Here is a 14,251-nt window from a genome sequence, read left to right on the forward strand (position 1 = left end):
AGGTGCTGGTTATTGCGCGGTTTCCGGGGACGGCAGCTTCCTCGCGACGTCAGTGCGGCTTCGCGCGCCTAGCTTGCGAAGCACCTTCGCGACATGTTGCTCCACTGTGCGGGGTGACAGGAACAGTCCGTCGGCGATCTGACGGTTCGTACGGCCTTCCGCGAGCATCTCGGCGACTTCGCGTTCTCGCGGCGACAGTTCGCGACCGTAGCCGCGACGGCCGCGTTGAGACGGTGCCCAAGCACCGTGTTCGCGTAGCAGGTGATGGCAGCGGCCAGCGTCGCGCGCGGCACCCAGCTGTACGTACGTGGCTGCGACCTCGCTGAGGGCGGCTGTCGCGCCGCTTTGACCTGCTTCGAGGCGACAGCGCGCTGCGCGTTCACGCATGCCTGCGGCGACGTACGGCATCGGCAGCTCTGCGTACGCGTCGGCAGCGGTGTCGAAGAGGGTCGCGGCCACTAGGTGTTTCGCACGGGCGTTGGTTAGGACTGCTCGGCCAGCGTGCAGGGCTGCGCCGGCGAGAGGTGCGTCGCGGTCTTCGATGCCGCGCGCGAACTCTTCGACAAACGCGTCCGCGTCGTGCCAACGGTCTGCGCGCGTGTACGCCTCTGCGGCGGCCGGGACGAGCGACGCTGCCCAGACCCACACGCCTTTGCGGCGAGCGGCGTCGACAGCGATATCGGCGGCTTCGCAGGCTGCGGCGACGTCGTCGGTCGACAGATGGACGCCGATCAACACCGAGGCCGCGCACAATACGACGGGGATAGGGCCTTCGCCCGGGCGTAGCGCCGAGGCGTCGGCCAAGTGTCTTCGGGCCGCGGCGAACTCGCCGCGGATCGCCGCCAGCCCGCCCAGCACCAGCGACGTCTCCATCACGATCGCGCCCAGCGCGGGGTGCCGCGTGCGGACGTCCTCGGTCGCCTCGGCCAGGCCTTCCCACCTGCCGCGGAACCACGCGAGCCGCACTTCGGTGCCTTCGATCAGGCCCTTCGGGTACAGCGCGCCGGCGTCCGAAGCCCGGCGCAGGCCCTCGGCGACCAGCTGTTCGGTCCGGTCGAGGTGGCCGGACCACGACTGCGCGTCGGCGAGGTTGCACCACAGCCGCGCCAGCTGCACGCGTTCGGCGACGCTCGCCGCGGTGTCCGGCAGCGCCTGAAACTCCGCCCACGCCGAACCGTCGCCGATGTGCGCGGCGGTCGCGATCCGGTCTCCGGTGAGCGCAAGCCGCAGCTCAGGGTCGGTCAGCCCGGCGTGGACCTCCCGCGCCCGGCGCATCCACTGCTCGTGCCAGGACAGCGGGGTCAGCCCGTCGAACGGCAGCGCGAGCAGGTTGATCCCGCGCGCGGCCAGCTCCGGGCGGTCCGACAGCTCGGCGACAGCCAGCTCCACCGCCGCGCGGCCCTGCTCCAACCGGCCGGCGACGCGGACCAGCAGCATGCCGAGCGCGAGCCGGATCGTCCCGTGCACGGCCGGCGGCAGCGGCCGGTCCTCGAGCACCTTTTCCAGCGTCAGATGGACATCCGGGCGGAAGACGCGCAACGCGACGTCGCTGAGCTTCTTCGCCAACCGCCCGACCGCGGCCTCGTCCGCCTTCGCGACAATCGCCTGCAGCAGATCGATCGCCTGCGCGGTGTCGCCGCGCGCGACCGCCTCGTCCGCCGCTTTTTCCGCGTACTGCCGCCATTGCTCGACGCAGCCGACAGCGTGTGCGTGCGCGGCCAGCAACGACAACGGTTGATTTGGCAGATGCATTGCCTTGGTGTGCAAGAGTTTTCGTTCAAGCGCGCTAAGAGTATCGTACACCGCCTTGCGGGCGAACGGATGCCGGAAGCCGAAGCGATTGTCGTCGATTTCGTCGAGCAGGCCGCCGGACAGTGTGGACTCGTCCACGGCCACTCCGGCCAGCTCGTTCAAGAGCGACAGCTCGGCGGGCACGTTGAGCACGGCCGCGGCTTTGGCAATCTGCGCCACGGCTTTCGGCAATGCGGCGAGCTGTCTGGACACCGATTCCTGAAGCGCGGCAGGCACTTCCAGCCGGTCAAGTGCCGACTCTTTCAGCTCGGTACCGCGCAATGCGCGCAGAGTTTCCTCAACCACAAAAGGAATTCCGGCGGTGTACTCATGCAGCTTCGCGGCGAACCCGGCATTGATCCGCGGCACTGCCAGAAGGTCGCAAGCCATCGCGGTGACCGCCGCGAGGTCCAACGGCCCGAGCGTGACCTGCGCGCTCTGCACCCCGGGAACGGCGCGCACGACCGAGCTTCCGGTCCGGCAGGTGGCGACCACGCCGAGGTCCGATGGCCAGTCGACGGCGAGAAATCGCAGCAGGTCACCGGTTCCCGGGTCGGCGCGATGCAGATCGTCGATGAGCAAGACAGTCGGTCCGCAGGCGATCAGCAGCTCCCGGAAAGCGCGGAACACTCGATGCCGTTGCGCGCCAGGATCCGGCAGCGGCGCTGGCGCGGGCGGCAGCACGTCGGCCAGTTCCGGCAGAAGTGGTTGCAGCGCACCGGCAACCGGGCTCATCGGCCCGAGCCGATCCCCGGCGGCGCGCAAAGCTTCCAGCACCGGACCGTACGGAAAGGGCTCCCGCAGTTGCGGGCACGCGCCACGCAATACACGGACCTGGGAAAACTCCGGCCGGACAGCGAGTTCGGCGAGCAGCCGGGTTTTGCCCATCCCCGGCGCGCCCTCGACCAGCACCGCCGCCGGCCGGTGTCCGAGAACCTCAGCGACGGCAGCGAGTTCGAGGTCGCGTCCGGCAAAAGCCGCCGGACGCGGACGCACGGAAACCACCGTCGGAACGGCCGGCCACATCACGACCTCCCCAGTGCGCGTCTTGTCCGTTTCGCCCGGAGCTTAAGCAGTGCGGGTGGCGCGGTAAACCGACTCTCGGCGGGGCAGTGCGTACCCTGCTCACACGTCTGCCTGCGTACGGTCACCAATTGGCAGCAGAAAGCCCGGTGCACGGTCACCGAAGAGTGCGAAACCACGCGGTGTTCCCCGGTTCAGCGGAACAATCCACGGGCCGCGGCTTCGGCGGAGAACGCTCGGTAGTCGCGCAAGTCCCTACTTAAGGATTGCTCCGCTACCTATTCTCGGGCCCCCTTATTGCAGTGGATTGGACCATCGCCGCACGCTTCGTGGCCGGGGGGAACCGAACGCGAGGGAGAAGTATGAAAGCCATCAGATTCCTCGGTGCCGCAACCGCTGCCGCCGCGGTGACCGCGCTGTTCGCCGGAGTCCCGGCCGCGAGCGCCGCCCCGCTCAACCCCGACATGGTCCCGGCGATGCAGCGCGACCTCGGTCTCACCCACGGCCAGGCACTAGCTCGGCTCGCGAACGAGGAGGCCGCGAGCAAGGTCGGCGCGGCTCTGGAGAAGGCTCTCGGCGAACGCTTCAGCGGCACGAGCTTCAACGCGGCGACCGGCAAGGCCGTGGTCGCGGTGACCGACGCGGCGCTCGTCGACCAGGTGCGCGCGGCAGGCGCCGAAGCACAGGTTGTCCGGTTCAGCGCCCGCCAGCTGGACTCGACCGTGCAGACGCTCAATGCCCACGAGAAGGCCGCACCGCAGTCGGTGACCGGATGGGGCATCGACACCGCGAGCAACCGGATCTCCCTGACTGTCCTCAAGGGACAGCGCGGCGCGGCGGAGAAGTTCGTCCGGCAGTCCGGTGTGGACACTGCGGCGGTGATCGTGACGGAGACGTCGGCGGTGCCCAAGGCGCACTACAACGTGCGCGGCGGGGACGCGTACTACATCGGCAGCTCGTCCCGCTGCTCTGTCGGGTTCTCGGTGAACGGCGGCTTCCTGACGGCAGGCCACTGCGCGGCGCTCACCGGCGGCGGCGCGCTGTCCGGCTACAACCGGGTCGCGATGGGCCAGTTCTCCACCTACCGCTTCCCGGGCGCGGACTACGCGGCCGCGCGGGTCAACAGCAACTGGACCCCGGTCGGCCAGATCAACAACGGCACCCGCGTCGCCGGTTCCACCGAGGCCGCGGTCGGCGCTTCGGTGTGCAAGGCGGGCTCCACCACCGGCTGGACCTGCGGCACGATCCGCGCCAAGAACCAGACCGTGCGCTACCAGGAAGGCACCGTGACCGGCATGGTGCTCACCAACGCCCGGTCCGACCACGGCGACTCCGGCGGCGCGTTCATCAGCGGAAACCAGGCGCAGGGCATGGTTTCCGGCGGCGACACCGTCAACAGCTACTACTACCCGGTGAACGTCGCGCTTTCGGCGACCGGCACCACGCTCGTCCGCGGCTGATCCGGTCCCCAGCGGTCGCATACGACAAGGGCGGCTCGAGTGCCTCCAGCGCACTCGAACCGCCCTTGTCCGCATCGCCGCGGGATCGGCAGGTCTTCTCACACGTTGCTGATCTCCTCGATCAGCCCCTCGATGTCGAAGTGCTCGCTCTCGGCTCCGAGCGGCACCAGCTCGTAGGACGATTCCAGGAACGCCTCGAGGTCGGCGCGCTCCAGCTCGAACGACGCGTAGCCGTCGGGCGATTCGATTTCCAGCGTCAGCAAGGCCTCGTCCTCGGACAGGTCCGGCCGGATCCGCACGTCGCCGATCCCGGTCGGCTCGTCCAGCCCGGCCACGAGCAGGTCGCGGGCGAACGTCCACTCGATCCACCGGCCGCGTTCGGTCCGGAACGCCACGGTGACCGCGTACGGCTCCGACACGTGGAAGGAGAGGCGGGACAGCACCGGCGTAGTGCTCTCGTTCAGCAGTACGAACTGGGTCTGGTGTACGGCGTCGGTGGTGTGCACGGCTGCTCCTGGAGTCCTCCGGTCGTTCGCGCCTCGCGAACTGGTCGGCAGGGAGATGATCGACTCGGGAGCACATGACGGCGTTCCGCCGACGTTCACGCGATCGGTTGCATCAGGACGCGAACGCGTAACGCCGGACACAGAACCCTTGTGTTTTCCGCCAGGTTCAGGAAAGCGGCAGCGTGAGGCCCACTTTGACCCGGTCCATCGCGACGCTCGTGGTGAAGTGCCGGACGTTCGGGTTGTCGAAGAACGTGCGCCGGGCGAAAGTCTCGAACGCGGCCATGTCCGGGCAGGTGACCACGAGCACGAAGTCCGCGGTGCCGGTGACGTAGTAGCACTGCTGCACGCAGTCGTCGGCCAGCACCTGGGCGCGGAAGCCGTCGAGCACCGCCATGCTCTCGCGCTCCATCTCGACCATCACGACGAACGTCATGTCCAGCCCGAGCGCGGCCGGGGACAGCACCGCGACCTCCTTCTCGATCACTCCGGCTTCGCGCAGCCGCTTGATCCGCCGTTGCACGGCCGCGGCGGACAGGCCGACTTTGGACCCGATGACCTCGGCGATCGTGCGGGCGTCGGTCTGCAGGCAGGAGAGGATGGCGAGGTCAAGCTGGTCGAGGTCGGGAGTGCGCACACTTCAGGCTAACTGGGCGGACCGACAAAAAGCCTCGCAATTACCACGTCGACGAACCGCTGATCGCAATACCTCCTATCGAGCGAATGTGGAAGAGGTCTCTTAGTGACGTAGAACACAACTGACCGGTCTACCCAGGGGTAGGCCATACAAGGGAGGCAACCGGCGATGTCCGCCAACAAGCCGGTCTGGGAGGTTCCGCCATGAGTGCTGTCCGGTCGCCGCACCGAGCCGCTGTTGTCGCCGGTCTCGGTGGCGCGCTGCCCGAACACGTGGTCACGAACCACGAGATCGCGGCCCGTCTGGACACCACCGACGAGTGGATCCGCACCCGGACCGGGATCCGCGAGCGGCGCAAGGTCGCGCCCGGCCAGTCCACAGTGGACCTCGCCGAGGAGGCGGGCCGGGCGGCGCTCGGCCCGGACGGGCACGCGGACGCCGTCGTGCTCGCCACCTCCACCGCCGACCAGCTGTGTCCGGCCACCGCGCCGCAGGTCGCTGCCCGGCTCGGCCTCGGAACCGCGCTGGCGCTCGACGTCAACGCGGTGTGCAGCGGTTTCATCTACGCGCTCGCGACCGCCGCCGGGTTCATCGCCGGCGGGATGGCCGAGCGGGTGCTGGTGATCGGCGCGGACGTCTTCACCTCGCTGGTCGACCCGGACGACCGCACCACGGTGCCGATCTTCGGCGACGGCGGCGGCGCGGTGCTGCTGCGCGCGGGCGAGCCGGCCGAACCCGGCGCGCTGGGCCCGTTCGACCTGCACAGCGAGGGCGAGCTGGCCAAGCTGCTGTGGGTCGAAGCGGGCGGCGCGGCGCAGCGGGTGCCGGAAGACCCGAAGGACCGGTTCATGGTCATGCAGGGCACGGCGGTGTTCCGGCAGGCGTGCGCGCGGATGGCGGAATCCTCGCGCGCGGTGCTGGACCAAGCCGGCTGGATGGTCGGCGACGTCGACCGGTTCGTCGGGCACCAGGCGAACATCCGGATCCTGCAGGCGACCGCGAAGCAGCTCGGCATGCCGGCGGACGCGGTGGTGTCGAACATCGACCGGGTCGGCAACACCAGTGCGGCGTCGATCCCGCTGGCGCTGGCCGACGCGGTGGCCGACGGGTCGCTGACACCGGGGCACCGGGTGTTGCTGACAGCCTTCGGGGCTGGGCTGACCTGGGGTTCGACGCTGCTGACCTGGCCCGAGCTGCCCTGAGCTACGCGTACTCGGGCAGCGTGATCGCCTCCGAACGCGGCTTCCCGAGCCGTCCCGCCGCCTTGCCCAGCCGTCGCGCCAACGGCGTGCTCGCCATGCGCAGCGCGGCGTGGACGAGAACCAGGCGGCGCTCGAGCGCGTGAACGAGACGACCTTCGCGGTGCGGGATGTCATCGAGGCCAGCCGCGACCTAATGGCGCGGATGGCGAAGAGCGTCGACATGAACGCGAACGACCTCACCGCGATCGCGCTCCTCAACCACCACGGTCCGATGGGGCCGGTGGAACTGGGCCGCCGCCTCGGGATCAGCGGCCCGTCGGCGACGACGCTGGTGGACCGGATGGAACAGGCCGGCTACCTCGCGCGCGTACGCAGCGACACCGACCGGCGTCGGGTGGCGGTCACGGTCACGGAGCAGGCCCGCACGGTCGCGGCAGCGGTGTGGCGGCCGGCGATCGAGAAGCTGGATGCGGTGTCGCGCACGCTTAGCGAGGCGGAAAACGCTGTGGTGCGAGACTTTCTGGCTCGGATCACGGCGGTGATGAATGAGGGGCGGGAACTCTAGGTCGTCCAGGTCCGGGTCTCGCGGTGGCGGCCGCGGAGGTGGAGTTCGCCGTGCAGCCGCCAGTGTTCCCGTTCGCCGCCGAGCGCGGCTTTCACGGTCGTTTCGCTGGCGAGCACCCGCGACGGAACGGCTTTCGCGTGTTCGGTGAGTCGCGCGGCTTCGTTTACCGCGTCGCCGATCACGGTGTACTCCAGGCGGCTCGACGCGCCAAGCTGCCCGGCGAACACCTGCCCGGTCGCGACGCCGATGCCCAGGTCCAGCTCGCCTTCGGACAGCACCGCGTCGCGGATCGCGCGGGCCGCGGCGAGCGCCATCGTCGGGCCGTCGGACAGCCGGGTCGGCGCGCCGAAGACGCACAGCGCGGCGTCGCCCTGGAACTTGTTGACCAGCCCGCCCCGAGCGTCCACTGCGGACACCACACTCGCGAAGAACCGGTTCAGCTTCTCGACCAATTCCTGCGGCGGAGTGCGTGAGGCGAGCGCTGTCGAGTCCACGACGTCCACGAACAGCGCGGTGACCTCGCGGACGTCGCCGGAAAGCGAAGCGCCGTACTCGAGCGCGTGCCTTGCGACGTCGGTGCCGACGTGGCGGCCGAAGAGGTCGCGCATCCGGTCTTGTTCGCGCAGGCCGGCGGCGAGGTCGTTGACCGACGTCTGGAGCATCCCGATCTCGCTGGAATCGTCCACGTCGACGTGCACGTCCTTGCGCCCGCGCGCGATCCCGTCCAGTGCGATCCGCAGCCGGTGCAGCGGCGCGGCGACCGCGCGGGACAGCAGCGCGGTGCCGATCGCGCCGGTCGTCAGGCCGGTCACGGACAGCACGATCAGGCTCGCCGTCGGGTTCCCGTGGCGGCCGAGATCGGGCGGCGTGGTCACCAGCAGCACGCCGATCAGCGGCACGCCGCTCGCCAGCACCCACGTGACGACCAGCCGCGTCAGCACGGTGACCGGCAGCGATCCGCGCGGCGGCAGGACGTCGAGCGCCATCGTCATCACCGGCCGCGCGACCCATTCCGCGGCCAGATAGGTGAGCCCGACCGTGGTCAGCCCGCCGAGACCGATGGTGAGCGCGATGCCCGCCGCGTCGCCGATCGAGCCGAGGACGCCGGCCAGGATGCCGAGCGCGAGCGCGCCGATCAGCCAGAGCGTGCCGCTCACCACCGCCATGTCAAAGGGCAGGCGCAGGGCGCGTTTCGCCTCGTCCGCGGTCGGCGGGCGGCCGATCGTGAACCACACCACGGTGCGGCGCTGGAGGTAGGCGGTCCAGAGCGTGCCGACGATCAGCGCGAGCGCGACCACCCCGGCCGCGGTGACGCCGAGCACCCAGCCTCGGTCGTCGACGTCCTCCGGCAACCCCTGCAGGAGCAGCAGCAACGCGACGACCCCGGCGCCGGCGACACTCGATCCGACCCCGAGCGCGGCGAAGCCCAGACTGGTGCGCAGAACCAGCCGGAACCTCCCCGCGATCATCGTGCGCACCCGCAGATCGTATGGGGTCGCGGGTCCGGGAGCGAAAAACCCATCGCCGTCGCGGTGCGGCGATGGTTAGCGTGGCCGTATGCAACCGCTCGACCCCGCCGAGATCCGCGCCTCGTTCGTCAACTGTTCCCGCGGGGAAGCCAAGTCCGTCACGCTCCCCTCGGACATCTCGTGGGAAAAGCGCGACTTCCTCGGCTGGCGCGACGTGAAGGCTCCCGGGCGGGCGTATCTCGTGGTGCCGCACGGCGACGAGGTGATCGGCCTGTCGCTGCGCGCCGCGCCGCCGCTGAAATCGCGGTCGCGCAGCAACATGTGCGCGTTCTGCTCCACGACGCATCCGGTCGCCGACATCACGCTCTTCACCGCGCGGCTGGCCGGGAAACCCGGCCGCGACGGCAACACGGTGGGCACGTATCTGTGCTCTGATCTGGAGTGCAGCGCGTACCTGCGCGGTGATCTGCGGCCGGCGGTGCCGCAGCCGAAGGAGTCGCTCTCGGAGGAGGAGCGCGTCGAGCGGATGGGCGAGAAGATCGGGCGGTTCGTGGCGCGGGTGCTGGAAACCCGGTAGTCGTCGTGCGGGTGCTGGTGACGGGGATGTCCGGAGTCGGCAAAAGCAGCCTGCTCGCCGAACTCGCCCGCCGCGGCTACCGCACGGTCGACACCGATTACGGCGGCTACACCCGCGACGGGCTCTGGCGCGAGGACCGGATGGCCGCGCTGCTGTCGGAGCCGGGGCCGCTGTTCGTGTCCGGCACGGTCTCGAACCAGGTCCGGTTCTACCCGCGGTTCACGCAGATCGTGCTGCTGAGCGCGCCGCGCGAGGTGCTGATCGAACGGCTGACGACGCGAACGGGCAATCCCTACGGGAAACATCCGGACGAACTGGCCGAGACGTTGCGGTATCTGGACGAGGTGGAGCCGCTGCTGCGTTCGTCGGCGACGTTCGAGGTGGTGACCACCGTGCCGGTGGCCGAGGTCGCCGACGCGGTGGTGCGCCGGATTCGTTAGCGGGTCAGAAATCCCATTCGGCGATCCGCCCCATCTTCCGGATCATCGGCAGCAGCGCCGACGCGCGCAACGCCAGCCGGGACGCTGTCGGGATCTTCGCCACGGCGTCGTCAGTCGCCCAGTCGGTCGCGTCCAAACAGGACACCAGGCGGAGTCCGTAGCGCTCCAGTTCGTGCGGATCGTCGATGCCCCAATGCAAAGTCGCGCCCGAGCGGCGGACCACCGGGTTGATCATCTGCGCCTTGACGCCGAGCGAGCTGAAGAAATCGGCCACGATCCGGCCAGATGGGAACTTGCCGACAAGCCTGCGGATCAGTTCGGTGCCGGACTCCGCGGTGAGGTACATGGTGAGCCCCTCGGCCACGATCAGCGCCTCGCGATCGCCGGGAACCTGGTCGAGCCAGCCGAAATCGGTGACCGACGAGCCGATCATCGTGTACCCCGGCCGCTCCGGGTAAATCCGGCCGCGGACGTCGACGACCTCGGGATAGTCCACATCGAACCATTCGACCGACGACGGCGGGTCAAGCCGGTAGACGCGGGTGTCCATGCCGCAGCCGAGGTGCACGACGACCGCATCGGGGTGTTCGGCGAGCCATTTGCCCGCCATCTCGTCGATGGCGCGCGCCCGGATCGCGACGGAGACCGCGGAGTTCTCGTTCACGCCGAGCTTGCGGAAGTCGTAGTCGATCTTCTTGACCGCTTCGTCCGCGGCGGTGTCGCCGAGAATCGGATCGGCCCGGCGAGCGTCGAGCGCACGGGCGTACAGCGTGCCGAGGTTGGTCGCCTTCTCCTCGGTGAAGTGCACTTTCTCCACGGTCGGACCCCCTTGATGTCAAAGTTTTCACAAACTTGTGAAGACTGTAGCGCTGATCGCTGGGGGCGGCATCATCCTTACGCATGACGAGGCGCTTGGGCCGAGTTCTCGCGCAAGATCCGGAAGGCACCGAGTTCTGCGTGTGCTGATTCAGGAAGACGCGTAGTCGTGCGCGTAGGTTTTCGCGTCCAGCAGGTGTTTGAGGGTGATCTCGCGAGCCGCCGCCGCGTCCGAACGGCTGATGGCGTCGAGGATCGCGCGGTGCTCGGCCACGGCCTTGCGGATCTGCCCGGGCAACCGCAGCGCGGCCCGGCGTTCCTCGCCGACCAGGGCGAGCACCGAACGAAGCAGGTCGGCGACGTCGTCATTGCCCGCGTTGCCCGCGATCACCCGATGAAACTCGGCGTCGGTCGCGATGACCCGCAACATGTCCCCGTCCGCCGCGGCCGCCTCCATCTCCGCGACGTTGTCCGCGAGCCGCTGTACGACGCGCGGCGTGTGCTGCCGGGCAAGCCGCTCGGCGAGGGTCGGCTCGACGGTCGCGCGCAGGTCGAACAGCTTCTCCACCAGCTGTTCGTGCTCGGAAAACCAGCTGCTCAGCGGGCTTTCGGCAGTGCCTTGCTCGCGCACGTAGGTGCCTGACCCGGCGCGAATCTGGACGTAACCGATCGAATCCAGCACCCGCAACGCCTGCCGCAACGACCCGCGGCTGATGCCGAGCTGCTCGCACAGCGCGCGCTCCGCGGGCAGCCGCGAGCCCGGCGGAAGCTCGCCCGAGTCGATCATCGCGCGCAGATGGTCGACCGTGGCGCTCCAGACCTGGTCGGTTTCGTGGGCCACGCCGACCATCCTGGCAGGTGGCCGCTCCGAGCGCGGGAAATTGTCGGTGGCGGGTGTCACCATCGGAGGCAGGGAAAGGGAGGGGATCATGCCCGCGAAGTTCAAAGACCTGGCACTCGACGCACTCGACCATCAGGCACTGGCCGATTGGTGGTGCTCGGCGATCGGCTACGTCCGCCGCAGCCCGCCTGGCTCGCCCAGCCTGCCGGTCGCGATCGTCGACCCCGCCGGCGAGGGGCCGCTGATCTGGCTGAACCAGGTGCCGGAGCCGAAGGCCGTGAAGAACCGGATGCACCTGGACGTGTGGGGAGATCCGGCCGAGCTGACGGCAGCCGGGGCACGGATGGTGGCGGAGCGGGGAGGGGATCGGGAGTGGCATGTGATGGCGGATCCGGAGGGGAATGAGTTTTGCGTTTTTGAGCGGTGAGGCGGGGTGTGGTCGGGATGGGTGAGGCGAGTGCGTGGAGACGGGAGGTGGATGCGGCTGGAGCGGAGTAAGGACGCGGACGCGGACTGACGGCTGGACTGGAGCCGGGGCGCGGGTTACGACCCGGCGGCGAAGCGACCGGGCGGCGGGCGGCAGCGGAGCGCGCGTGTGGTGAAGCTGGTCGGGCGGCGTGCGGCGGCGGAATGCGGGTGCGGTGCAGTTGGCTGGGCGGCGTGCGCGGCGGAATGACCAGGCCGAGCCTGCTGGCGAGGTGCGGACTCACGGCCGGGCGGTGTGCGGTCGCGAAGTGATCAGGCGGGCGGACTAGCGGGCTGCCGGTGAAGCGGCCTCACGACCAGGCGGCGTGCGGCTACGAAGCGGTCAGACGAGCACCGTCGCGAAATGGGGCGGCCTGGCCACTCAGGGAAGTGCGGCCTGGTCAGCCAGGGAAGCACGGGCTGGCGGTCGAGCGGCTGATCGCACGTATGCCCAAAGGGGCGGGCCGGTGAGTAGAACCGCGACCGTCGCTAGGTCTCGGCTGCTCTCTGGCGCTTCCTTCAAGTGTCTGACCGGACACATCGCGTCGCCGGGGATCGCGCTCGGTGCTTAGGGTCAGCGGGTGAGTGCTTTATGACCTGGTGGCATGCCGTCATCATTTTCGTTGCCGGGATGTGGGCCGGGACCATCAACACCGTCGTTGGCTCCGGGACGCTCGTGACCTTTCCGGTGCTCGTCGCCCTGGGCTACCCGCCGGTGACCGCTACGACGTCGAATGCGGTCGGGCTCGCGCCGGGCACGGTCAGTGGCGCGTACGGCTACCGGCATGAGCTGGTCGGGTACTGGCCGCAGGTGGTGCGGTTCGCGGTCGCCTCGTTCTTCGGGGCTATCGGGGGCACCGTTCTTCTCCTGACCTTGCCCAAGGACGCCTTCGAGAAGATCGTGCCGGTGCTCGTCGGGCTGGCGGTCGTGCTCGTGATCGTTCAGCCCAAGGTGTCGAAGTGGGTGCAGAAACGCCGCGAGGCCAACGGGCGCGAGCACCACGCCGGGCCGTTGCTGTTCGGGCTGCTGTTCGTCATCGGCATCTACGGCGGCTACTTCACCGCCGCGCAGGGTGTGATGATGATGGCCGTCATGGGCATGCTGCTGTCCGAACCGCTGCAGCGGCTCAACGGCGTCAAAAACGTGCTGTCGGCGGTCGTGAACATCGTCGCCGGCGCGATTTACGCGTTCGTCGCTCCGGTGAGCTGGCCGGTGATCGGGCTGCTCGCGGTCGGGTCCACGATCGGCGGGCAGCTCGGGGCCAGGATCGGCCGCAAGCTGCCGCCCACCGTGCTGCGCGGCGTGATCGTCGTGATCGGGCTCGCCGCGGTGGTTCAGCTGATCCTTAAATAGCCTGGAATTCCTTGGCCGCGGCCAGGAACAGGTCGTTCTCCTCCGGCGTCCCGATCGTCACCCGGGCGCCCTCGCCGGGGAACGGGCGCACGATCAGCTTCCGGTCCAGCATGTGCTCGGCGAAGGCCGCCGTGGCGTCGCCGAGCGGGAACCACACGAAGTTCGCCTGAGTGGGCGGGATTTCGTAGCCCATCTCCAGCAACGCGTCCCGCACGCGGGTGCGCTCGGAGATGATGTCCTGGCACCGGGCGAGCAGTTCGTCCTCCGCGTCCAGCGACGCGATCGCGGCCACCTGCGCGATGCTGTTCACCGAGAACGCCACGTACACCTGCTGCAGCGCCTGCGCGATCGGCTCCGGGGCCACCGCGTAGCCGACGCGCAGCCCGGCGAGCCCGTACGCCTTCGAGAACGTGCGCAGCACCGCCACATTGCTGTGCGTGCGGGTGAAGTCGACGCCGTCCGGCACCTCGGGGTCGGTGACGAATTCCTTGTACGCCTCGTCCAGCACCACGAGCACGTGCGGCGGCACCGCTTCCAGGAACCGCTCGATCTCGTCCCGGTGCAGCACGGTGCCGGTGGGGTTGTTGGGGTTGCAGACGAACACCAGCTTGGTGCGGTCGGTGATCCGCGCCAGCATCGCGTCGAGGTCGAGCCCGTGCTCCGGCGTCAGCGGAACCTTCACGCCCGTCGCGAGCGCCACCTGGACCACGATCGGGTAGGCCTCGAACGACCGCCAGCCGAACAGCACCTCGTCGCCGGGGCCGCACAGCGCCTGGATCATCTGCTGGCACAGCGAAACTGAACCGCAGCCGATCGCGAGCCGCTGCGCGGGCACGTCCAGCCGCCGCGAAAGCCGCTCGCGCAAGGCCTGGGAACCGTTGTCCGGGTAGCGGTTCACGCCGGTCACCGCAGCCGTGATCGCCGCCTGGACGCTCGGCAGCGGACCGCCGGGCACCTCATTGCTCGCGAGCTTGATGGCCCCTTCGATCGTCCGGCCAGGGACGTACTTCGGCAACGAATCGAGGTCAGGGCGGGGGGCGAGGGACGGCATCGTCGGAACTCCTCGGTTTTCACGGGACGACGGGGTCACCGTATCTCGCCCCGC

14 protein-coding genes are annotated in these 14,251 nt (G+C 69.3%); 7 read left to right on the forward strand and 7 right to left on the reverse strand.

Annotation, left to right across the window (positions count from 1 at the left end):
* Positions 1-9: 9 nt before the first annotated feature.
* Positions 10-2,817 carry an ATP-binding protein gene (locus RPX00_RS14780; RefSeq protein WP_406640102.1) on the reverse strand — a complete coding sequence of 936 codons (2,808 nt, stop codon included), beginning with the start codon at positions 2,815-2,817 and terminating at the stop codon, positions 10-12.
* Positions 2,818-3,176: 359 nt separating this feature from the next.
* Here RPX00_RS14780 and RPX00_RS14785 point away from each other — a divergent pair, with 359 nt between their 5' ends.
* The gene (locus RPX00_RS14785) at positions 3,177-4,274 is read left to right on the forward strand and encodes a S1 family peptidase (RefSeq protein WP_406640103.1); all 1,098 of its coding nucleotides are present in this window, start codon (positions 3,177-3,179) and stop codon (positions 4,272-4,274) included.
* A gap of 98 nt (positions 4,275-4,372) precedes the next feature.
* Here the strand turns inward: RPX00_RS14785 and RPX00_RS14790 are convergent, their stop codons facing one another.
* Together RPX00_RS14790 and RPX00_RS14795 are read right to left on the reverse strand one after the other, a co-directional pair.
* On the reverse strand, positions 4,373-4,780 hold the full coding sequence (locus tag RPX00_RS14790) for an SsgA family sporulation/cell division regulator (RefSeq protein WP_406640104.1): 408 nt from the start codon (positions 4,778-4,780) through the stop codon (positions 4,373-4,375).
* 166 nt (positions 4,781-4,946) lie between these two features.
* On the reverse strand, positions 4,947-5,417 hold the full coding sequence (locus RPX00_RS14795) for an Lrp/AsnC family transcriptional regulator (RefSeq protein WP_378301733.1): 471 nt from the start codon (positions 5,415-5,417) through the stop codon (positions 4,947-4,949).
* 203 nt (positions 5,418-5,620) lie between these two features.
* On the opposite strand from RPX00_RS14795, the gene RPX00_RS14800 reads away from it, so the two are divergent.
* Complete coding sequence (locus RPX00_RS14800) at positions 5,621-6,619, forward strand: beta-ketoacyl-ACP synthase III (RefSeq protein WP_406640105.1); 999 nt, start codon at positions 5,621-5,623, stop codon at positions 6,617-6,619.
* A gap of 109 nt (positions 6,620-6,728) precedes the next feature.
* On the forward strand, positions 6,729-7,184 hold the full coding sequence (locus RPX00_RS14805; RefSeq protein ID WP_406640106.1) for a MarR family winged helix-turn-helix transcriptional regulator: 456 nt from the start codon (positions 6,729-6,731) through the stop codon (positions 7,182-7,184).
* Here the strand turns inward: RPX00_RS14805 and RPX00_RS14810 are convergent.
* On the reverse strand, positions 7,181-8,653 hold the full coding sequence (locus RPX00_RS14810; RefSeq protein ID WP_406642915.1) for an adenylate/guanylate cyclase domain-containing protein: 1,473 nt from the start codon (positions 8,651-8,653) through the stop codon (positions 7,181-7,183). The genes RPX00_RS14805 and RPX00_RS14810 overlap by 4 nt on opposite strands.
* An 88-nt stretch (positions 8,654-8,741) precedes the next feature.
* On the opposite strand from RPX00_RS14810, the gene RPX00_RS14815 reads away from it, so the two are divergent.
* Positions 8,742-9,230 carry an FBP domain-containing protein gene (locus RPX00_RS14815; RefSeq protein WP_406640107.1) on the forward strand — a complete coding sequence of 163 codons (489 nt, stop codon included), beginning with the start codon at positions 8,742-8,744 and terminating at the stop codon, positions 9,228-9,230.
* Positions 9,231-9,235: 5 nt separating this feature from the next.
* Positions 9,236-9,670, forward strand: a complete 435-nt coding sequence (locus tag RPX00_RS14820) for an AAA family ATPase (protein WP_406640108.1) — start codon at positions 9,236-9,238, stop codon at positions 9,668-9,670.
* Between the two features lie 4 nt (positions 9,671-9,674).
* Here the strand turns inward: RPX00_RS14820 and RPX00_RS14825 are convergent, their stop codons facing one another.
* Together RPX00_RS14825 and RPX00_RS14830 are read right to left on the reverse strand one after the other, a co-directional pair.
* Entirely contained in the window at positions 9,675-10,487 is an 813-nt protein-coding gene (locus RPX00_RS14825; protein ID WP_406640109.1) for a class I SAM-dependent methyltransferase, read from the reverse strand.
* Between the two features lie 150 nt (positions 10,488-10,637).
* Positions 10,638-11,336 (reverse strand): FadR/GntR family transcriptional regulator, encoded by a 699-nt coding sequence (locus RPX00_RS14830; protein ID WP_406642916.1) that lies wholly within the window; start codon positions 11,334-11,336, stop codon positions 10,638-10,640.
* Between the two features lie 79 nt (positions 11,337-11,415).
* Between RPX00_RS14830 and RPX00_RS14835 the strand changes: the two genes are divergently transcribed.
* Positions 11,416-11,754 (forward strand): VOC family protein, encoded by a 339-nt coding sequence (locus RPX00_RS14835; protein ID WP_406640110.1) that lies wholly within the window; start codon positions 11,416-11,418, stop codon positions 11,752-11,754.
* 630 nt (positions 11,755-12,384) lie between these two features.
* Positions 12,385-13,146, forward strand: a complete 762-nt coding sequence (locus tag RPX00_RS14840) for a sulfite exporter TauE/SafE family protein (protein WP_406640111.1) — start codon at positions 12,385-12,387, stop codon at positions 13,144-13,146.
* Here the strand turns inward: RPX00_RS14840 and hisC are convergent.
* On the reverse strand, positions 13,139-14,197 hold the full coding sequence (gene hisC, locus RPX00_RS14845) for a histidinol-phosphate transaminase (RefSeq protein ID WP_406640112.1): 1,059 nt from the start codon (positions 14,195-14,197) through the stop codon (positions 13,139-13,141). The two genes, RPX00_RS14840 and hisC, sit on opposite strands and share 8 nt — an antisense overlap.
* Positions 14,198-14,251 lie beyond the last annotated feature (54 nt).

The organism is Amycolatopsis sp. WGS_07 (assembly GCF_045278895.1).
GTDB lineage: Bacteria > Actinomycetota > Actinomycetes > Mycobacteriales > Pseudonocardiaceae > Amycolatopsis.

Coding starts and splice junctions, on each gene's coding strand:
- RPX00_RS14780 (WP_406640102.1), bottom strand. CDS start 2,817: ATGTGGCCGGCCGTTCCGACGGTGGTTTCCGTGCGTCCGCGTCCGGCG.
- RPX00_RS14785 (WP_406640103.1), top strand. CDS start 3,177: ATGAAAGCCATCAGATTCCTCGGTGCCGCAACCGCTGCCGCCGCGGTG.
- RPX00_RS14800 (WP_406640105.1), top strand. CDS start 5,621: ATGAGTGCTGTCCGGTCGCCGCACCGAGCCGCTGTTGTCGCCGGTCTC.
- RPX00_RS14810 (WP_406642915.1), bottom strand. CDS start 8,653: ATGATCGCGGGGAGGTTCCGGCTGGTTCTGCGCACCAGTCTGGGCTTC.
- RPX00_RS14815 (WP_406640107.1), top strand. CDS start 8,742: ATGCAACCGCTCGACCCCGCCGAGATCCGCGCCTCGTTCGTCAACTGT.
- RPX00_RS14830 (WP_406642916.1), bottom strand. CDS start 11,336: ATGGTCGGCGTGGCCCACGAAACCGACCAGGTCTGGAGCGCCACGGTC.
- RPX00_RS14835 (WP_406640110.1), top strand. CDS start 11,416: ATGCCCGCGAAGTTCAAAGACCTGGCACTCGACGCACTCGACCATCAG.
- RPX00_RS14840 (WP_406640111.1), top strand. CDS start 12,385: ATGACCTGGTGGCATGCCGTCATCATTTTCGTTGCCGGGATGTGGGCC.
- hisC (WP_406640112.1), bottom strand. CDS start 14,197: ATGCCGTCCCTCGCCCCCCGCCCTGACCTCGATTCGTTGCCGAAGTAC.